Annotated in this window: 13 protein-coding genes; 7 read left to right on the top strand and 6 right to left on the bottom strand. The window is 74.2% G+C overall.

Annotated elements, in window-relative coordinates; translation table 11 throughout:
* Position 1: 1 nt before the first annotated feature.
* Together Cba03nite_RS10560 and Cba03nite_RS10555 are read left to right on the top strand one after the other, a co-directional pair.
* Positions 2-3,469: a non-ribosomal peptide synthetase gene (locus tag Cba03nite_RS10560; RefSeq protein WP_203744679.1), complete on the top strand. Its 3,468-nt coding sequence runs from the start codon at positions 2-4 to the stop codon at positions 3,467-3,469.
* On the top strand, positions 3,466-6,474 hold the full coding sequence (locus Cba03nite_RS10555; protein WP_203744677.1) for a type I polyketide synthase: 3,009 nt from the start codon (positions 3,466-3,468) through the stop codon (positions 6,472-6,474). The genes Cba03nite_RS10560 and Cba03nite_RS10555 overlap by 4 nt, the downstream gene beginning before the upstream one ends.
* A 64-nt stretch (positions 6,475-6,538) precedes the next feature.
* Here Cba03nite_RS10555 and Cba03nite_RS10550 read toward each other — a convergent pair whose 3' ends face one another.
* From Cba03nite_RS10550 to Cba03nite_RS10540, 3 genes are read right to left on the bottom strand one after another with little or no spacing between them, the layout of a single operon-like run.
* The gene (locus tag Cba03nite_RS10550; protein ID WP_203744675.1) at positions 6,539-7,912 is read right to left on the bottom strand and encodes a condensation domain-containing protein; all 1,374 of its coding nucleotides are present in this window, start codon (positions 7,910-7,912) and stop codon (positions 6,539-6,541) included.
* Between the two features lie 52 nt (positions 7,913-7,964).
* Entirely contained in the window at positions 7,965-9,521 is a 1,557-nt protein-coding gene (locus Cba03nite_RS10545; protein ID WP_203744673.1) for an MFS transporter, read from the bottom strand.
* Positions 9,522-9,567: 46 nt separating this feature from the next.
* Positions 9,568-10,506, bottom strand: a complete 939-nt coding sequence (locus Cba03nite_RS10540; protein WP_203744671.1) for an ion transporter — start codon at positions 10,504-10,506, stop codon at positions 9,568-9,570.
* Positions 10,507-11,086: 580 nt separating this feature from the next.
* Here Cba03nite_RS10540 and Cba03nite_RS10535 point away from each other — a divergent pair.
* From Cba03nite_RS10535 to Cba03nite_RS10525, 3 genes are all read left to right on the top strand, one after another.
* Positions 11,087-11,380, top strand: coding sequence for an ArsR/SmtB family transcription factor (locus Cba03nite_RS10535; RefSeq protein WP_239125619.1), 294 nt, complete (start codon positions 11,087-11,089; stop codon positions 11,378-11,380).
* A complete protein-coding gene (locus Cba03nite_RS10530; RefSeq protein WP_203744670.1) occupies positions 11,377-11,766 on the top strand; it encodes a VOC family protein in 390 nt (129 codons plus the stop codon). The genes Cba03nite_RS10535 and Cba03nite_RS10530 overlap by 4 nt, the downstream gene beginning before the upstream one ends.
* Before the next feature lie 108 nt (positions 11,767-11,874).
* A complete protein-coding gene (locus tag Cba03nite_RS10525) occupies positions 11,875-12,564 on the top strand; it encodes a hypothetical protein (protein ID WP_203744668.1) in 690 nt (229 codons plus the stop codon).
* A 66-nt stretch (positions 12,565-12,630) separates the two neighbouring features.
* Here Cba03nite_RS10525 and Cba03nite_RS10520 read toward each other — a convergent pair whose 3' ends face one another.
* Together Cba03nite_RS10520 and Cba03nite_RS10515 are read right to left on the bottom strand one after the other, a co-directional pair.
* Positions 12,631-13,344, bottom strand: coding sequence for an SDR family NAD(P)-dependent oxidoreductase (locus Cba03nite_RS10520; protein ID WP_203744666.1), 714 nt, complete (start codon positions 13,342-13,344; stop codon positions 12,631-12,633).
* Between the two features lie 50 nt (positions 13,345-13,394).
* Entirely contained in the window at positions 13,395-13,973 is a 579-nt protein-coding gene (locus Cba03nite_RS10515; RefSeq protein WP_239125618.1) for a TetR/AcrR family transcriptional regulator, read from the bottom strand.
* 105 nt (positions 13,974-14,078) lie between these two features.
* Between Cba03nite_RS10515 and Cba03nite_RS10510 the strand changes: the two genes are divergently transcribed.
* Complete coding sequence (locus tag Cba03nite_RS10510) at positions 14,079-15,011, top strand: SDR family NAD(P)-dependent oxidoreductase (RefSeq protein WP_203744664.1); 933 nt, start codon at positions 14,079-14,081, stop codon at positions 15,009-15,011.
* Positions 15,012-15,037: 26 nt separating this feature from the next.
* Positions 15,038-16,075 carry an MBL fold metallo-hydrolase gene (locus tag Cba03nite_RS10505; protein ID WP_203744662.1) on the top strand — a complete coding sequence of 346 codons (1,038 nt, stop codon included), beginning with the start codon at positions 15,038-15,040 and terminating at the stop codon, positions 16,073-16,075.
* 59 nt (positions 16,076-16,134) lie between these two features.
* Here Cba03nite_RS10505 and Cba03nite_RS10500 read toward each other — a convergent pair whose 3' ends face one another.
* Positions 16,135-18,078 carry a PrsW family intramembrane metalloprotease gene (locus Cba03nite_RS10500; protein WP_203744660.1) on the bottom strand — a complete coding sequence of 648 codons (1,944 nt, stop codon included), beginning with the start codon at positions 18,076-18,078 and terminating at the stop codon, positions 16,135-16,137.
* Between the last annotated feature and the right edge of the window lie 76 nt (positions 18,079-18,154).

Here is an 18,154-nt window from a genome sequence, read left to right as displayed (position 1 = left end):
GATGACCCAGGGCGATGTGCTGCCCTATCCCGACCGGCGGTTCCCCGACCTGGTCGCCGACCGGGCCCGCGCGTTCCCGGACGCCGTCGCGGTCCGCCAGTGGGACGCCACGCTGACCTACGGCGAGCTGCACGCGTCCGCCGGAGCGCTCGCGGCACGGCTGCGCGCGGCCGCCCCGCAGCCCCTGATCGGCGTATGCGCCGACCGGCGTCCGCCGCTGGTCACCGCGCTGCTCGGCGTGCTGCGCGCCGGTGCCGGGTACGTGCCGCTGGACCCGGCGCTGCCGCCCGCGCGGCTGCGCGAGATCGCCGCCGAGGCGGGCTTGCGTACCGTGGTCTGCGACGACGTCGGCGCGCGGCTGCTCGCCGACTCCGGCCTGGAGCTGCTGTCCCTGCCGGACACGGCCGCCGACCCGGGCGGGTGCCCGGCCACGGCCGAGGATCTCGCGTACGTGATGTTCACATCCGGCTCGACGGGCCGTCCCAAGGGCGTGATGATCACGCACGAGGCGCTGACGGAGTTCGTCAGCAGCCTGGCCGCGATCGCGGGGCTCGGCGCGCGGAGCGTGATGCTGGGGTTCGCCTCGATCGGGTTCGACGCCTCGGTGATCGACCTGCTCGCGCCGCTGGCGGCGGGCGGCACGATCGCGCTGGCCGGGACGGCGGACCGGGCCGATCCGGTCCGGCTGCAGCGGTTCTGCGCCGAGCACGGGGTCACGATCGCGTTCCTGCCCCCGGCGCTGCTGCCGGTGCTCGACCCGGCCGCGCTGCCCGAGCTGCGGGTGGTGCTGACCGGCAGCGAGGCGCCCGGCCCGGAACAGGCCGCCCGCTGGACGGCCGGCGGCGGCCGCTTCCTCAACCTGTTCGGGCCGACCGAGACGACCGTGCTGGTCACCTGGTTCGAGGCGGCGGGGGTCTGGGACCGCCCGCTGCCCATCGGCCGCCCGGCGTTCAACCACCGGGTGTACGTCGTCGACGAGCAGCTGCGCCAGGTCGCCCCGGGCGAGGCGGGCGAGCTGCTGGCCGGTGGGGCGGGGCTGGCCCGGGGCTACCTGGGGGCGCCCGAGCTGACCGACGAGCGGTTCGTTCCGGACCCGTTCTCCGGGCTGCCCGGCGCCCGCCTCTACCGCACCGGCGACCTGGTGCGCTGGGGGCCGGACGGCGAGCTGGAGTTCCTCGGGCGGGTCGACCGCCAGGTGAAGATCCGCGGCCAGCGGGTGGAGATCGGCGAGGTCGAGGCGGTGCTGCGGCGGCATCCCGAGATCGGGCACGCCGCCGTCGCCGCGTCCGCCGGACCGGCCGGTACGCAGCTGCTCGCGTTCGTGACCGGGAGCGCCTCGCCGGAGTCGGTGCGCGAGCACTGCGCGGCGCGGCTCGGTGCGGCGATGGTGCCGGCCCGGGTCGTGCCGGTGCCCGAGCTGCCGCTGCTGCCCAGCGGCAAGGTCGACCTCGACCGGCTGCTCGCCGACCATGCCGCGCCGGGCGGCGAGGGGCCGTACGAGGAGCCCGCCGGGGATGTGGAGCGCGAGGTCGCCGAGGCGTGGGCCGAGCTGCTCGGGCTGGCCCGGGTCGGGCGCGGCGACGACTTCTTCGACACCGGCGGCCACTCGATCACCGCGATGCGGCTGGTCGCGGCGCTGCGGGCCAGGCTGGGCCGGGATGTCGCGGTCGAGGACGTGCTGCACGGGCGCACGCTGCGGGTGATCGCCGAGCGGGCCGCGGCCGCCGCGGCGCTGGACGGCGAGCAGCCGGTGCGCGGCCGACCGCCCGCGCTGTCGCCGTCGCAGCAGCGGCTGTGGTTCCTGGAGCGCTACTCGCCGGAGGCGGCGGCGGCGTACAACATCGTGCTGGCCGAACGGCTGCGCGGGCCGCTGGACACCGAGGCGCTGCGCGCCGCGCTGACCGCCGTCGCCGCCCGGCAGGAGATGCTGCGCTGGCGCATCCCGGACACGGACGGGGTGCCGTACGCGGTGCTGGACCCGGCCGCCCCGGTGCCGCTGCTGGTGACCGACCTCAGCGGCCTGCCTGCCGAGCAGCGTGAACAGGAGCTGGCCGGGGCGCTGTCCGCCGAGGCCGGGCGCCGGTTCCGGCTGGCCGCCGACGCGCTGTGGCGGGTGCGCCTGTTCCGGCTCGGCCCGGACGAGCACGTGCTGGCGATCACCGCCCACCACGCGGTGTTCGACGGCTGGTCCCAGTCCCTGCTGTACGCCGACCTCGCCGTCGCGTACGCCGACCCGGCCGCGCTGCCGCCATTGCCCGCGACCTACGCCGACTACGTCGCCTGGCGCGACGAGCGGCGCACCCGGCGTGCGGACGGCGACCTGGACTGGTGGACGTCCCACCTGGACGGCGTGCCGACCGTGCTGGAGGTGCCCGGCGACCGGCCCCGCCCGGCCGAGCAGACCTACGCGGGCGGCTATGCGGGCTGCTGGCTCGACGAGCCCGCCACCGCCGGCCTGCACCGCTTCGCGCGGAGCCTGGGCGCGACCCCGTCGGCCGTGCTGCTGGCCGCGTTCGGGCTGGTGCTGGCGGGCCGGGCCGGGCAGGACGAGCTGGTCGTCGGCACGCCCGCGGTGGACCGCCGCCACCCCGACTTCGAGGACATGGTCGGGTTCTTCATCGACATCATGCCGCTGCGGCTGCGTGCCGAGCCGGGGCGCGGCTTCGCCGAGCACGTACGCGCCGCGCGGGACGAGCTGATCGCGGCGCTGGCGCACCCGGAGGCGCCGCTGGAGCGCATCGTGCAGGCGTTCGGGCTGGGCGGCCAGACCGTGCGCAGCCCGCTGGTCCAGGTGCTGTTCAACGTCTTCAACTTCGCCGCGCCCCGGCTGGAGCTGGCCGGGCTGACCGCCGAGCCGGTGCCGGTGCCCGCCCCCGGCTCCGCGTTCGACCTGACGCTGTACGGCGTCGAGCGCGACGGGCGCATGCGCCTGGAGGTCGTCTACAACAGCGACCTGTACGACCGGTCCACGATGGACGGGTTCCTGGACGCGCTGCGCGAGGTCATCGTCCGCGGCACGGCCGACGGCGAGCTGTCCGCGGCGGAGCTGGTGCGGGAGCCGATCCGGGGCGCGCGGGCGGCGACGCCCAGGGCCCGGGTCCGGCCGGTCAAGGCGGAGGCGGTGGTCAGCCGGCCGCCCGAGACGGCGACGGAGCGGGCGGTGGCCGCGGTCTGGTGCGAGGTGCTGGGCCGGGACGCGGTCGGGGTCACCGACAACTTCTTCGACTCCGGCGGCGGCTCGCTGGCGATGGCGACCGTGCAGCAGCGGCTCAACCGGCTGCTGGGCCGGAAGCTTCGCGTGGTCGACCTGTTCCGGTATCCGACGGTGCGGGCGCTGGCCGCCCACCTCGACGGTGCCGGGCAGGGCGCCGACGGCACGGACGACGCGGTGGAGCTGGCCCTGCGCCGGGGGGCGGCACGGCGTGCCCGGACCCGGCAGCGGCCCGGCGTGGCAGGGGAGGAACTGTGAACGAGCCGGACGACGGCGTCGAGCCGATCGCGATCATCGGAATGGCCTGCCGGGTGCCGGGCGCGCCCGACCTCGGCCGGTTCTGGGAGAACCTGGTCGCCGGGCGCGACGCGCGCACCGAGCTGAGCCGGGAGCGCCTGCTGCGCGCGGGCGTCCCGGCGGAGCAGGCCGACGACCCGGACTACGTGCCGGTGGCGTACCTGCTCGACGGCCTGGAGGACTTCGACGCGGGGCTGTTCGGCATGACGCCGCGCGAGGCGGCGCTGGCCGATCCGCAGCACCGGCTGTTCCTGGAGCTGTGCCACGCCGCGCTGGAGCACGCGGGCTGGGACCCGGCCCGCCACCCGGGCGACATCGGCGTGTACGGCGGGCGCGGCATGGAGAACTACCGGTGGCGGCACATCCACGCCAACCGGGCGATCATGGCGGTCACCGACCACACCACGATCGGCAACGGCAACCACGCCGACACGTTCACCACCCTGGTCTCGTACCACCTGAACCTGCGCGGCCCCAGTGTCGGGGTGTACACGGCCTGCTCGACGTCGCTGGTCGCGGTGCACACGGCCGCGGAGGCGCTGCGCGCAGGCGAGTGCGACATGGCGCTGGCCGGGGGCGTCAGCATCGAGCTGCCCGCCGACCACGGCTACCTGCACCGCGAGGGCGCCGCCGACTCCGCCGACGGCCGCTGCCGTCCCTTCGACGCGGCCGCCACCGGCGTCGTCGCGGGCAGCGGCGGGGGAGTGGTGCTGCTCAAACGGCTCGGCGACGCGCTCGCCGACGGCGATCACGTGCACGCGGTGGTGCTCGGCAACGCGGTCAACAACGACGGCGCCGCCAAGGTCGGCTTCACCGCCTCCGGGGTCGCGGGCCAGGCCGCCGTGATCGCGAACGCGCTGGCCACGGCAGGCGTCGACCCGCGTACGGTCACCTACGTCGAGGCGTCGGCCACCGGCAGCGCGCTCGGCGACCCCATCGAGGTCGAGGCCCTGACCAGTGTGTACGGGCGTGGTCGCGCTGATCGGCAGTGGTGCGCCATCGGCTCGGTCAAGTCGAACATCGGCCACCTGAGCCAGGGCGCGGGCGTCGTCGGGCTCATCAAGACCGCGCTCGCCCTGGAACACGGCCTGATCCCGGCCAGCCTGGGCTACACCGCGCCCAACCCGGCGATCGACTTCACGGCGAGCCCGTTCTACGTCAACGCCACCCTCGCGACCTGGGACGCCGGGGACGCGCCGCGCCGCGCCGCGGTCAGCTCGTTCGGCATCGGCGGCACCAACGCGCACGTCGTCCTCCAACAGCCACCCGCCCGGCACGACGACGCGCCCCGGGACGGCGCCGTGGCGCAACCGCCCGGCGCCATGTCAGGCGTGCCGCGGGAGGCATCCCAGAAGTTGCCTCCGCAACCCCTGGGATGCACACCGCGCGCACAGTTGCTGGTGCTCTCGGCCCGATCCGCCGCGGCCCGGGACGCGGCTGTGGCACGGCTCGCCGACCACCTTGCGGCCGCCGGCGCACCGGACCTGGCGGACGTCGCGTTCACTCTTCGGGCCGGTCGCGCCGAGCACCCGCACCGCGCCGCGGTCGTCGCGACCGGCGCGGCAGACGCGGTGACCGCGCTGCGTACCCCGCAGCGGCTGCTCACGGCCCCGGCCACGGTCACCGTGCCCCGGGTCGTGCTGCTCTTCGGCGACCAGGCCGTCCCACCCGTGGATCCCGGCCTTCACCCCGCCGAGCCGGTGTTCGCCGAGGCGGTCGACCGCTGCGCGGCCGCGCTGGGCCGGACCGTGCCGGACCTGCTCGCCGACCCACTGCCGGGCTCGTTCGCGCTCGGCTACGCCACGGCGCTGCTCTGGCGCTCGTGGGGCCTGCGCCCGGCCACCATGCTCGGCCACGGCACCGGCGAGTACGCCGCCGCGACCCTGGCCGGGGTGTTCACCCTGCCTGCCGCGCTGCGCCTGGTCGAGCTGCACGGGCGGCTGCAGGAGAGACTGCCGACGACTCCCGCATTCACCGTGTCGGCGAGCGCGGCGACGCTGGCCGGGCTGCTGCCGCCGGAGGCGGCGGTCGTGGCGGTCAACGGCCCGGCGAGCAGCGTCGTCACCGCGCCGGCCGAGGTGTTCGCGCAGCCGCTCACCGATCCGGCGACGGGACGCCCGATCCAGGCCCGGCGGCTGCGCGCGGACCTGCCCGAGCGCGGCGCCGTCACCGCCGCCATGCTGGACGAGCTGGCGGTGGCGGTGGCGGCGGCCCACCCGTCCGCCCCGGCGCAGCCCTACCTGTCCTGCCGCACCGGGCAGCCGGTGACCCCGTCCGACGCGACCGATCCGGCTCACTGGGCCGGGCTGCTGGGTGAGCCGGTCCTGTTCGGACCTGCGGTCGCGGTGGCGCTGGCCGGTGGCGCGACCCAGTTCCTGGAGTGCGGGCCGGGGCGGCAGCTGGCCGGGCTGGCGCAGATGCAGTTGCCCAAGGGCTCACCCGCGCCGCTGCACAGCCTGCCCGCCGCCGGTGAACCCGCCGACGCCGTCACGACCTGCTACACCGCCGCCGGGCGGCTGTGGGTGCAGGGCCTGCCGGTCACCGTCGGCGGCACGGGCCGCCGGGTGCCGCTGCCCGGCTACCCCTACGAGCGGAGCCGGCACTGGATCGACCCCGATCCGCCCGTGGCGGCCGCTGCGGCGACCGGCAACTCGGCGGAAGGCGCTGCGGCCGCCCAGGTCGCCAGGCACGAGGCCCCGCCGGATCAGCTCGCCGGGCAGGCAACCTCGCCGGGCCCGGCCGTAGGGCTGGCGGCCGTATGGACGGCGCTGCTCGGCATCGAGCACCTCGGGCCTGACGACGACTTCTTCGCCGTGGGCGGCACGTCGCTGACGGCCGTGCAGCTCGTCGCCCAAGTCCGGGCGGCCTACGGGGTCCGGCTCTCGATGCGCCAGATCTTCGACGCGCCGACCCTGTCCGCGATGGCCAAGACCATCGAGCAGCGCCTGCCCGCCGACCGTCCCTGATCCACCGCTGATCGAGGCTCCCGCCTGCGGCCAGGCAGGCCTGGCGGGAGCCTCGATCCCGAGGTCAGCGCTGCTTGCCCAGCTCGGACAGGCGGAGGCCGGGGTCCTCGACGGCGGTGCGCAGCAGGTGCTCGTAGGTGGCGGCCAGGGCGGTCACGGTGGGTTCGGCCAGCACTCCGGTGTCGTAGACGAACTTCAGGGACAGGCCCTCGGGGCTCGGCCCGGCGTACACCATCAGGTCGTGCAGCACGCGGGGGATGCCCAGCGGGAAGCCCTCCACCCGCAGGCCGGGCAGGACCAGGCGGGCCGCCGGCTCGACCTCGTCGTGCAGGAACATGGCCTGGAAACCCTGCGCCCGGCCGGGGTCGGCGGGTTCGTCGAGCAGCGCGACCACCTGGCCCCAGGGCAGCTCCTGGTGGTCCAGCGCGTCGAGCACCGTCTCCCGGGTGCGGGCCAGCAGCTCGCCGAACGGCGGATCGCCGGACAGGTCGCCGCGCAGCGCCAGCGCGTTGTTGAACAGGCCGACGATCCCGGCCAGCTCGGGACGGGCCCGCCCGGCCCCGGCCACCGGGATGCCGATCGCGAAGCCGTCCTGCCCGCTCGCCTGCGCCAGCAGCACGTGCAGGGCCGCGAGCAGCACCATGAACCGGGTGCCGCGCGCGCCACGGGCCAGCTCCTCGATCCGCCGGGTCAGCTCCGCGTCCAGCGTCCGGGTGACCTCGGCGGCGGGCGCGCCCTTGGCGGCGGGCCGGGGCAGCGCCTCGACCAGCTCCAGCGGCACCAGCCCGGCGAGCTGCTCGCGCCAGTAGGCGCGATCCTCATCGGCCTGCTCGGTGTCGGCGTGCGCCTGCCACACCGCGTAGTCGCCGTACTGCACGGCCGGGGCGGGCAGGTCGGGTTCGCGGCCCGCGGCCAGCACGGGGTAGAGCGCGGTCAGCTCGCGGTCGATGACGGCCAGCGAGGCGCCGTCGGCCAGGATGTGGTGGATCGTCATCCGCCACACGTGGTCGTCGTCGGCCAGCCGCAGCAGCGACGTGTGCACCAGCGGCCCGGTCTCCAGATCCAGGGTCAGGCGGCGGCGCTCGTCGAGCAGCTCGCGGGCCCGCTCCTCGCGCCGGCCGGCGGGCAGGTCCCGCAGGTCGATGACCTCCATGCGGATGCCGTCGGGCGGGCCGACGAGCTGAACGGGACCGCCGGGCCGGGAGGCGAACAGGGTGCGCAGGATCTCGTGCCGGTTCACCACCGCGTCGACCGCGCGCGCCCAGGCGCCGGCGTCCAGCGGTCCGCGCAGCCGGTGCACGAGGTCCACCAGCGGCGACATGCCGCCGGGATAGCTGGTGCACAGGAACCACCAGCGGGCCTGCAGCGGGCTGAGCGGCAGTTCCACCAGATGTGACGGTCTGGCGCGGACGGGCGAATCCCATGTCACATCGGTCATGTTGAACATCTTCGGTGCGCTCGCCGGACCGTGTCCAGCGGCCGTCGCCTATCTAACCGCGTTCCAGGGCGCTGGTGAGTTCGGCCAGGCGGCGTTCCAGGTGGACGACTCGGGTGCGCACCGTGCGGGTCCGGTCGGCGACCCTGGCGCGCTCGTGCGTGACGGTCTCGCGCAGCGCCGCGTGCAGCGGCGGCACGTCCAGCCGGGTCAGCGCGCCGACCGCGGCACCGGGTGCGACCGGCCGCTGCCGTGCCAGGCGGCGCAGGCCGTGCCGGGCGTGCAGGGTCCAGCCGCCGTCGGCGTACCGCAGGCTGACCCGTGGCCCGGTGACCGCCCCGGCCAGGCCGTACAGCGCGGGCAGCGGCCTGCCGTCGCCCGGTTTGGGCGGGGCGGGCGCGGTGTCGTCGAGTTCGCGCCACAGCCGGTGCCCGATCACCGGGGTCAGCGTCACCGCGAAGTAGAGCCCGGTCGCCACGAGGATCGCGTCGGTCAGCCCGAAGAACCGCACCAGGTATCCGGCGAGCAGCCCGCCGAGCGGCACCCCGCCGAACGCCACCGCGGTGATGATGCCGCCCATCCGGGCCAGCATTTCCTTCGGCGTCCGCTGGTAGATCATCGCGCCGACGGTCGGGTTGAGCGACGACATGGCCACCCCGCCCACCACCGTCACGGCGACGATCACGAGCAGGTCGTCGGACAGCGCCAGCACCAGGAAACGCGGCACGCCGCCGATGAGGTAGCCGGCCACCAGCATCGGATACCGCGGCAGGACCGGGGACAGCCAGGCCACCAGCGCGTTCCCGGCGATCAGGCCGACGGCGTACGCGGTCGCGACGGCGCCGAGCGCGGCCGGGTCGTCCATGTTGGCGTACACCCACAGGGGCACGAACACCACGGCCGCGGCCTGGTTGAACAGGTTGGTGAAGAACAGCATGCCGGTCACCGCGCGCATCAGCCGGTTGCGCCGGAACCAGGTGAACCCGTCGCGCAGCGCGGTGAAGTACGGCACCGCCGGGGTCTCCGGCGCGGCGGCCTCCGCCGTGCGGGTCGGGACGGTCAGCGCGACCGCGACGACGTACGTGGCCGCGTCGAACCAGATGCCGCCGATCGGCCCGAGCACCACCACGGCGACCCCGGCCAGCGACGAGCCCAGCAGCGTCGAGGTGCGCAGCACGCCCTCACGCACCGCGGCGACCCGGGCGTAGTCGGTGCCGGTGGCGCCCATCAGCGGCACCAGCAGCGTCGTCTTGGCCCGGTCGCCCTGCGCGCGCAGCACGCCCAGCACCGCGACCAGCACCAGCAGCAGCGCGAAGCTCTGCCGCCCGGCGAGCGCGACCGCGGCCATCACCGCGACGCTGCCCGCGTCCGACCACAGGGAGGTGCGCCGGGCGCCGATCCGGTCCTGCAGCGGCGCGGCGAGCACCCCGCTGACCACGTACGTCAGCGTCTCCGCCCCGGCCACCAGGCCGACCTTGACCGGATCGCCGGTGGTGACCAGCACCAGCCACGGGATGGCGAAGAAGGTCATCCGGGTGCCGATGTTGGACACGGCCTCGGCGGCGACGAGCCGGACCAGGTCGGCCCGGGTCTGCTGCGGCGTGGTGTCCATCGTGGCCACAGCATAGACGCCCGGCCATGCCCCTGCCGTGGCGCCGCTAGGTCCGCGTACGGGTGTGGTCGCGCGCGCTCGCCGGGGCGTCCCGGTCGATCCGCAGGTCGCGCTCCAGCTCGTCGAGGACGGCCCGCAGGTCGTCGAGGCGCTGGGTGATGAGGATCCGGTCCACGTGGTCCGGCTCGCCGTCGCCGTCGGAGTCGAAGTCGGGCGCCAGTCCCCGGGTCATGTCCAGCCGCCGCGCCTCCTCCATCGAGTTGACGATGACCGCCATCAGGATGTTGAGCAGCAGGTTCGCCGTGATGAGCACGTAGCTGACGTAGTACACCAGCGTCCACGGCGACAGGGCCAGGCCCTGCTCGATGAGGTCGGGCAGCGTCTCCAGGGACAGCAGCACGAACAGCGTCAGCACGGCCCGGCCGATGGTGCCGTACTGCTCCGGGTAGTGCTCGGCGAAGATCAGCCAGCCCGCCATGCCGTACACGTAGAAGGTGACCATCGCCAGGGCGAGGAAGCCGCCGACGCCGGGCAGGCTGCGCAGCAGCGCGTTGACGATGGTGCGCAGGCCGGGCGAGAAGCGCACCAGCCGCACCACCCGGGCGATCCGCACCACGCGCAGCACGGCCGAGTCGCCGTGCAGGCCGGGCACGAACGCGGCCGCGATCACCGCGAGGTCGAAGACGTTCCAGCCGTGCCGGAAGAAGTCCTGCGGGCGCCTGCCGTAGCTGAGCAGCCGGATCGCGATCTCGGCCACGAAGACGACCCGGAACATCCACTCCAGGGCCTGCAGCCAGGGCCGGGCCGCGCCGAGGTCCGGGTACGTCTCGATGCCGAGCAGGACGGCGTTGGCGCCGATGGCGACGACGATCGCGATCTCGAAGGCGCGGGACTCGGCGACCCGGCGGCACCAGGCGGTGAACGGCGCGGGCGGGGCGGGCGGCGGGGCGGTCTGCGCCTGGTGGGGTTCGAGCAGCAGGCTCATGCCTCGCACCGGGGCGGCGTCAGGGGCGGGACTGGCATGCGCATCACCTTACGGGCCGCCACTTCGGACACCGTTGCGAGATCGCCTCAGGCTCCCCGGCATGTGGCCGGCCTGGTCCACGCCGGTTTCGTCAACCTGGGGCGGCTGGAGTGGCGGGCCGGGAACACGGACTGGTCCGTCAAGGTTTGAGCAGCCGGTGGTGCGGTACACAGCCGGAGAGGACAACCTGCCCGCTGACTGCGGAGCGTAGAGGTCTCGATTACGTTCAGTGAAAAAATCTTGAGTTTGCCCTGGACGGGGCCCTGTCGGCCGACGTAGCGTGTTCAGCAGTGGCGCGACGCTCGATGAAGGCCCCAGGGGTCCCAGCGGGCCGGCCCGGGCGGAGAGATTCCGTCAGGAGGCGCCGAGCGAAGTGCACAGGGGGATGGGTGGACAGATGCCGTTGGGGGACGGCGTCCACCCGGACAGTAGAAGGCCGGCGGTCGCTGACGGGGGTGAGCGACCGCCGGCCTGTCCGTTTCCGCAGCGCGGAATAAGCCCCGGGATGGCGGCTTGATAGGCAAGTGGTTACTTGCCTATAGTGGCTGACGTGGGCGACGTTTTCAAAGCGCTGGCCGACCCTACGCGCAGGCGCATTCTCGACGGGCTGGCCGAGCGCGACGACCAGACTCTGTTCGAGATCTGCGCGCGGCTGGCCACCCAGCATCAGATCAGCTCCTCCCGGCAGGCGATCTCGCAGCATCTCGAGCTGCTGGAGGAGGCGGGGCTGGTGCGCACCCGCCGCGAAGGCCGCTACAAGTTCCACACCCTGGACACCGCACCGCTGGCGCAGATCGCCCAGCGGTGGCTCCGCAAGCCACAGGAGAACCCATGAGAGTCACCCTGACCAGCGTCCTCGTCGACGACCAGGACAAGGCACTGGCCTTCTACACCGACGTGCTCGGCTTCGTGACGAAGCACGACATCCCGATGGGCGAGGCCCGCTGGATCACCGTCGTATCGCCCGAGGACCCGGACGGCGTCGAGCTGGTGCTGGAGCCGGACGGCCACCCGGCGGCCAAGCCGTTCAAGGCGGCGCTGGTAGCCGACGGCATCCCGTTCAACTCCCTCGCGGTCACCGACGTGCACGCCGAGTACGAGCGCCTCACCAAGCTGGGCGTCGTGTTCACCCAGCCGCCGACGGAGATGGGCCCGGTGGTCACCGCCGTCTTCGACGACACCTGCGGCAACCTCATGCAGATCGCCGAGTACCGGGGCTGAGCACAGGCGGACCGGGCCGCCGCGGCGCGGCCCGGTCTGTCGGGTACGGCACCGCGGGCGGGCGCTTTCCCGACTGAGATCCGGCGGTCGCGCCCCTACCATCCAGGCATGCGCCGAACCCCTCGCCTGATCCTGATCGCGGCCTGCGTGCTGGCCGCCGGCACCGCCTGCGGCGGCAAGGGCGGTGACCCGGTCACCGCACCGCCGACGTTCTCCAGCGTGATGAGCCCGTCGGCCGCCCCGGCGACCTCGGCCGCGCCGTCCCCGGCCCGCACCTCCGCCCGGCCGTCCCCGGCGGCCCCGTCGTGGCCGTCGCCGGCCGACTGCGTCTCCTACAACCCGAACAACCTGACGGTGCACTACGAGGCCGGCATCCACGAGGTCCGCGACGGGTCCAAGGTGGTCGCCCGCCTGCACGGCGGGCCGGGCGAGCAGATCGGCGAGCAGGGTCTGGCCCTGGCCCAGCGCTACAAGCGGCACTGCTTCATCGGCCGCGGCAACGGGCGCGAGGACGAGAACGCCTACGTCTTCGACTACTGGCGCGACTCGTCCGGCAAGCGCACCACCATCCCCGGCGAGGACGAGGCCTGCTCGTCGTACGACCGCGGCAACCTCCAGGTCAACGACATGGGCAGCGGGCACGGCTGGCGGGTCAAGGACGACGACCACGTGCTGCACGTGTTCGACGACGAGTCCGACGCCCGTGACGGCCGCCTGGTGCTGGCCAAGTACGGCAAGATCTGCTCGCTGGGCAGCCCGCCGGACGACGACCAGGACTACGTCACGTACGGGAAGTGACCCTGCCGAGGAAGGCGCGCACCGCCGCGGTGAACTCGGCGGGGCGCGCCTCCCCGGCACCTGTCGTCACCACGGCAGCGGCACGCCGTGCCGGAAGAAGCCGCCGGTCGGGCCGTTCTCGGGCAGGTCGGCCGCCCACAGCACGCTCGCCGCGCCCTCGGCGACCGGGCGCCCGCCCGGCCCGCCCATGTCCGTGGCGATCCACCCCGGACAGACCGCGTTGACCAGGATGCCGCTGGTGGAAAGCTCGACGGCGAGCTGGCGGGTCAGCGCGTTGAGCGCGGTCTTCGACACGGCGTACGCGGGCGCGCCCGTGCCCATGGTCTCCAGCGACCCGGCCTCGCTGGACACGTTGACGATGCGCGGGCGCTGCCCCACGCGCAGCAGCGGCAGCAGCGCCAGGGTGGTCTGCCAGGCGCCGAGCAGGTTGGTCTCCAGCGCCGCGCGCACCGTGTCCAGGTCGGCGGTGACGGCCGACTGCCAGGTGTCGTAGAGGATCGCGGCGTTGTTGACCAGTACGTCGACCCGGCCGAACCGCTCCCCGACGGTGGCCGCGGCCGAGCGCAGGACGGCCGGGTCGGTGACGTCCATGTGCAGCGCGAGCAGCTGCCCGCCGTCCTGCCCGGCGGTGATCTCCTCGGCGGCCTGGGCGCCCTTGGTGTGGTCGCGGGAGCCGAGCACGACGGTGTCGCCGCGGGCGTAGAGCTGCCGGACGACCTCCCGGCCGATGCCCCGGTTGGCTCCGGTTACCACCACGATCCTGGGCGATGCTGCGTCCACGTGCCCATCGTGCCGTGCCGCGGGCGCTCGGGCAGGCGGCTCGCCGTGGTTCAGGGGCGCAGGCCCTCGCGCACCACGCCGAGCACGCGCTCCGGGGCGGCGTCCCCGCCGTAGCGCTGCATCGCCTGGCAGCCGACCATGAGCGTCTTGACGTCGGCGACGGTGACGTCGGGCCGCACCGTCCCGGCGGCCTGGGCGAGTCTCAGCAGCTGGCCCAGCGCGTCCTTGAACGCGCGCTCGTGCTCGGGCATCACGTCGCCCAGGTCGATGCCCTCTCCGGCCAGCGCGTCGGCCAGGCCCTTGTCGGTGGCGCCCTCGGTGGTCATCAGGTCGAAGAAGGCGTAGAAGGCCTCGCCGGGGGCTTGTGTGGCGGCCAGCTCGCGGGCGGTGGCCACCAGGTGCTCGACCCGGTCCACCACGATCGCCCGGTAGAGGGCCTCCTTGGTGGGGAAGTGGCGGTAGACCGTGCCCGCGCCGACCCCGGCCCGGCGCGCGATCTCGTCGATGGGCACGCCCAGCCCTTCCGCGGCGAACACCTCGTAGGCGACCTGGAGCACCTTGGCGCGGTTGCGGCGGGCGTCGGCGCGCAGCGGCTTCACGGGCTCCACCGTGCCGGAACGGTCGCTCACGGCGTCACCCGGACGGGGAGACCTGGGTCACTGGCTAACCGGAGCGAACGTTCCGTATAGTAAGTGGGGCGCACGTTCCGATTATATGCCCGAGGAGTTCCGCCGATGACCCCGACAGCCACCAGGGCCCGCCGCTGGACCGCGGCCGATGTGCCCGACCAGACCGGCCGGGTCGCCGTGATCACCGGCGCCAACACCGGCCTCGGCTACGAGACCGCCCAGGTGCTCGCCGCCCACGGCGCGACCGTGGTGCTCGCCTGCCGCGACCCGCGCCGGGCCGCCGACGCCGTGGCCCGCATCGAGGCCGCCGCGCCCGGCGCGCGGGTGCAGACGCTCGCGCTGGACCTGTCCGACCTCGCCTCCGTCCGCGCCGCCGCCGCCGAGCTGCGCGAACGCCACCCCGAGGTGGACCTGCTGGTGAACAATGCGGGCGTGATGTGGCCGCCGCGCAGCACCACCGCCGACGGGTTCGAGCTGCAGTTCGGCACCAACCACCTGGGCCATTTCGCCTTCACCGGGCTGGTGCTGGACCGGCTGCTGCCCGTGGCGGGCTCCCGCGTGGTCACCGTCAGCAGCATCGGCCACCGCAGCGGCCGGATCGACTTCGACGACCTCCAGTCCGAGCGCGGGTACGGCCGCCACCGCGCCTACGCGCAGTCGAAGCTGGCCAACCTGATGTTCACGTACGAGCTGCAGCGCCGCCTGGAGGTCGCGGGGGTGGACACGGCAGCCGTCGCGGCGCACCCCGGCGGCTCGGCCACCGAGCTGGTCCGCAACTCGCCGCCGCTGATCCGGGCTCTGTTCCCGATCGTCGGCCCGCTGCTCAGCCAGAGTGCCGCGCAGGGCGCGCTGCCCACCCTGCGCGCCGCCACGGACCTGGACGTGCGCGGCGGCGAGTACTACGGCCCCGACGGGCTCGGCGAGGTCAAGGGCCATCCGCGCCGCGTCGCCTCGTCCGCCCGCTCGCACGACAAGCTCGCCCAGCGCCGCCTGTGGCAGGAGTCGCTCCAGCTCACCGGCGTCACGTACCCAGTCTGAACCCACCGACCGTTTAGGACGATTCGATGACCATCCTCGCCGCCCTGGGCGCCCAGCCCACCGGAGCCCGCGCGGAGCGCGTGCGGCGCTCGCCGCACTACCGCGACGGCGCCTTCCACAACACGATGCAGACCCGAACCATGGTCGGCGGGGACAGCCGCCCGTCGGTCCGCGAGTTCCTCACCGGTGGCGAGAAGCGGCGGCCGTCCGGCCCGGTGCCGCTGGTCACCGAGCCGCCCGCCGCCACCGCCGCGTCCGGCCTGCACCTGACCTGGTACGGCCACGCCACCGTGCTCGTCGAGATCGAGGGCAGGCGGGTGCTGCTCGACCCGGTGTGGAGCGACCGGTGCTCGCCGACCCCGGGCGTCGGCCCGAAGCGGCTGCACGCGATGCCCGTCGCGCTGGCCGACGTGCCCCGGCTCGACGCGATCGTCATCTCCCACGACCACTACGACCACCTCGACATGCCCACCATCCAGGCGCTCAACCGCAGCCAGCAAGCACCGTTCCTGGTGCCGCTGGGCGTGGGCGCGCACCTGGCCCGCTGGGGCGTGCCCGAGTCCCGCATCATCGAGCTGGACTGGGAGGAGAGCGCCGATGTCGCCGGGCTGACCCTCACCGCCACCGAGGCCCGCCACTTCTCCGGCCGTACGCTGCGCCGCAACGGCACCCTGTGGAGCTCCTGGGTGGTCGCGGGCGAGCACCGCCGGGTCTTCTACACCGGCGATTCCGGCTACTTCGACGGCTACGCCGCGATCGGCGAGCGCCACGGCCCCTTCGACGCCACCCTCATGCAGATCGGCGCCTACGACAAGGGCTGGCCCGAGATCCACATGTTCCCCGAGGAAGCCGTGGCCGCACACCTCGACCTGCGCGGCAACCTCCTCATCCCCGTCCACTGGGCCACCTTCAACCTGGCCCTGCACGCCTGGTCCGAACCCGTCGACCGCGTCTGGGCCGAGTGCAAGGCCCACGACGTCCCCCTCGCCGTCCCCCGCCCCGGCGAGCGCGTCGACGTCGACACCCCACCCACCCTCGACCCCTGGTGGCAACCCCTCTCCTAAAAGGAAGGGCACCTTCTTAACGCTATGCGTAGAAGAAGGTGCCCTTCTTAACTCTCCGGTCAGAGCATCTCGGCGAGGAACTCCGCGAGCTTGGCCTCGGCCTCCGGCGAGCCGGGGCGCAGGTGCTCGTGCGCCTCACCCTGCTTGTGTCCCTGCTCCAGCCACTTCATGAAGTCGCGGCGCGTCTGCGGGTCCTTGATCTTGTTCTTGAGCCAGCCGGAGTCCTCCAGCTCGGCCTTGTTGGCGTCGCTGATGCGCTCCCGGCGCGGCGGCGGATCGTCCTGGCCGTACTTCTCCTCCCAGTAGTCGTCGCCCCGGCCCCCGCTGCCACTGCCGCCCATCATCATCGCCAGGATCGCCATCGCGCCCGCCGCGCCCAGCGTGGCCAGGAACTTGCCCGCCGCGGCGGTCATGACGATCTCGAACCCGCCCCCGGCCAGCGCGGCCATGCCGAACGGCGGGAACCACACCATGGCGAGCATGGCCAGCAGCAGCGACGCGATGAACAGCGTGTTGCTGATGGCGTCGAGGATGTGCGCCGGCAGGATCGGCCGGTCGGCCGAGCCGCCCGCGGCCAGGCCCAACAGCAGGCTGCTCGCCGCGGCGGTGAGGCTGCCGAGGCCGGTGAGCAGGCGCAGCTCGGCGGTGACGGCGCCGTACGCGGCCGGCACGGCCAGCAACGGCCGCAGCCGCCGGACGATGACCACCAGCTGCCAGCCGAGCCAGATCAGCCCCGCCACCGCACCAGCCATCACCAGCGGGAAGACGAACGACGAGCCGAGCAGCTCCTGCACCCCGGAGAAGGTGGGCAGGCCGCCGGGCAGGAAGTACAGCACCGCGGGCACCAGCAGCACGAGCCAGAGCAGCAGCGGCAGGTACGCCTTCAGCCCGCGCGGCGGCGTCACCCCCGCGCGGCGGCGCAGCCCGGCCCCGCGCCACGCCTCGGCGCTGCGGGACTCGTCGAGGGCGGTGGTGGCCTCGGCGACGGCGCGCCGCATCGGGTCGTCCTCGCCGGTCCGGCCGTGGCCGTACAGCGCGGCGCGCCGGGTCAGCACGTACACCCAGGCCGGGTACGGCGTCCACGGCAGCCCGGCGAACGCGAACCCGCTCAGCGCCGCGAACGCGGGACGCCCGGCCCGCTCCGGCTCGGTGAGCGTGTCCGGCCAGGCGCGCTTGGCCGCGAGCAGCGTACGCCGGTCCAGGAACGTCGCGGCGCCCAGCGCGATCAGCGGGTACAGCCACAGCGCGTGCCGCAGGAAGGCCAGCGGCCCGGCGACCACGCCGATGAACCCGCCCTCCTCGGGGTTGACCACGTCGTGGTTGAACGCGGCGTGGTCCAGCCACGGGAACACGATCAGCGCCGCCCCGGCCAGGCGCTGCAGCGCGCTGCCCCGGATCAGCAGGCCGAGCCCGAGCCCGGCCAGCGCGCTCCACACCAGGTGCAGGTTGGTGTCCGGGCTGGGCGTGTCGGTGCCGAACGCGTCGAGGTAGGACACCGGGGTCGGCAGCCACGAGGTCAGCAGGTCGGGCAGGCCCCAGACCTGGAGGAAGCTGAAGCCCCGCATGATCGTCCAGCCCTGGACCGGCCCGCCCGCGCCCGCGTTCGCGGCCTCGCCGGCGTGCCGCAGGAGCTGCTCGACGAGCGCGAACCCGGCCCCGCTCGCCGCGCCGAGCAGCAGGAAGTCGGTGAGGCCCCACTGCGCGCGCACCTTGCGGTGCAGCAGCGCGAGCAGGGCGAACGGCGCCACCTTGGCCAGCTCCTCGATGAGCGGGTCCGTGGTGTAGCTGGCCGTCCGGACGATCTCGGCCACGGAGTCGCCGGTGAGCGCGGCCACGCCGCGGGTGTAGGCCAGCTGCAGGCCCAGGGCGAGCATGCCGGCCCCGTAGAGGCCGGTCACCACGCCGAGGATCAGCAGCGGCATCCGTACCGTGCGCGTCGCCGAGGCGAGCATCGTGAGCTGCCATACGCCGTAGCAGGCAGCGAACATCATGAGGACGGTCACGACGCGCACGGTAGCCGGTATCGACAACGGCAACTGTCTACCAGCCGACTCCCGGCCGCGCGGGCGGTCCGGGCGC

Source organism: Catellatospora bangladeshensis, from assembly GCF_016862575.1.
Classification (GTDB): Bacteria; Actinomycetota; Actinomycetes; order Mycobacteriales; family Micromonosporaceae; genus Catellatospora; species Catellatospora bangladeshensis.
The sequence above is the reverse complement of the archived record's forward strand: the minus strand, read 5'-3'. Positions and strand labels throughout refer to the sequence as shown.

What these genes read in the sequence shown, in the direction of transcription:
- Cba03nite_RS10560 (WP_203744679.1), top strand. Translation starts at nt 2, where the DNA reads ATGACCCAGGGCGATGTGCTGCCCTATCCCGACCGGCGGTTCCCCGAC.
- Cba03nite_RS10550 (WP_203744675.1), bottom strand. Translation starts at nt 7,912, where the DNA reads ATGACCGATGTGACATGGGATTCGCCCGTCCGCGCCAGACCGTCACAT.
- Cba03nite_RS10545 (WP_203744673.1), bottom strand. Translation starts at nt 9,521, where the DNA reads ATGGACACCACGCCGCAGCAGACCCGGGCCGACCTGGTCCGGCTCGTC.
- Cba03nite_RS10540 (WP_203744671.1), bottom strand. Translation starts at nt 10,506, where the DNA reads ATGAGCCTGCTGCTCGAACCCCACCAGGCGCAGACCGCCCCGCCGCCC.
- Cba03nite_RS10530 (WP_203744670.1), top strand. Translation starts at nt 11,377, where the DNA reads ATGAGAGTCACCCTGACCAGCGTCCTCGTCGACGACCAGGACAAGGCA.
- Cba03nite_RS10525 (WP_203744668.1), top strand. Translation starts at nt 11,875, where the DNA reads ATGCGCCGAACCCCTCGCCTGATCCTGATCGCGGCCTGCGTGCTGGCC.
- Cba03nite_RS10510 (WP_203744664.1), top strand. Translation starts at nt 14,079, where the DNA reads ATGACCCCGACAGCCACCAGGGCCCGCCGCTGGACCGCGGCCGATGTG.
- Cba03nite_RS10505 (WP_203744662.1), top strand. Translation starts at nt 15,038, where the DNA reads ATGACCATCCTCGCCGCCCTGGGCGCCCAGCCCACCGGAGCCCGCGCG.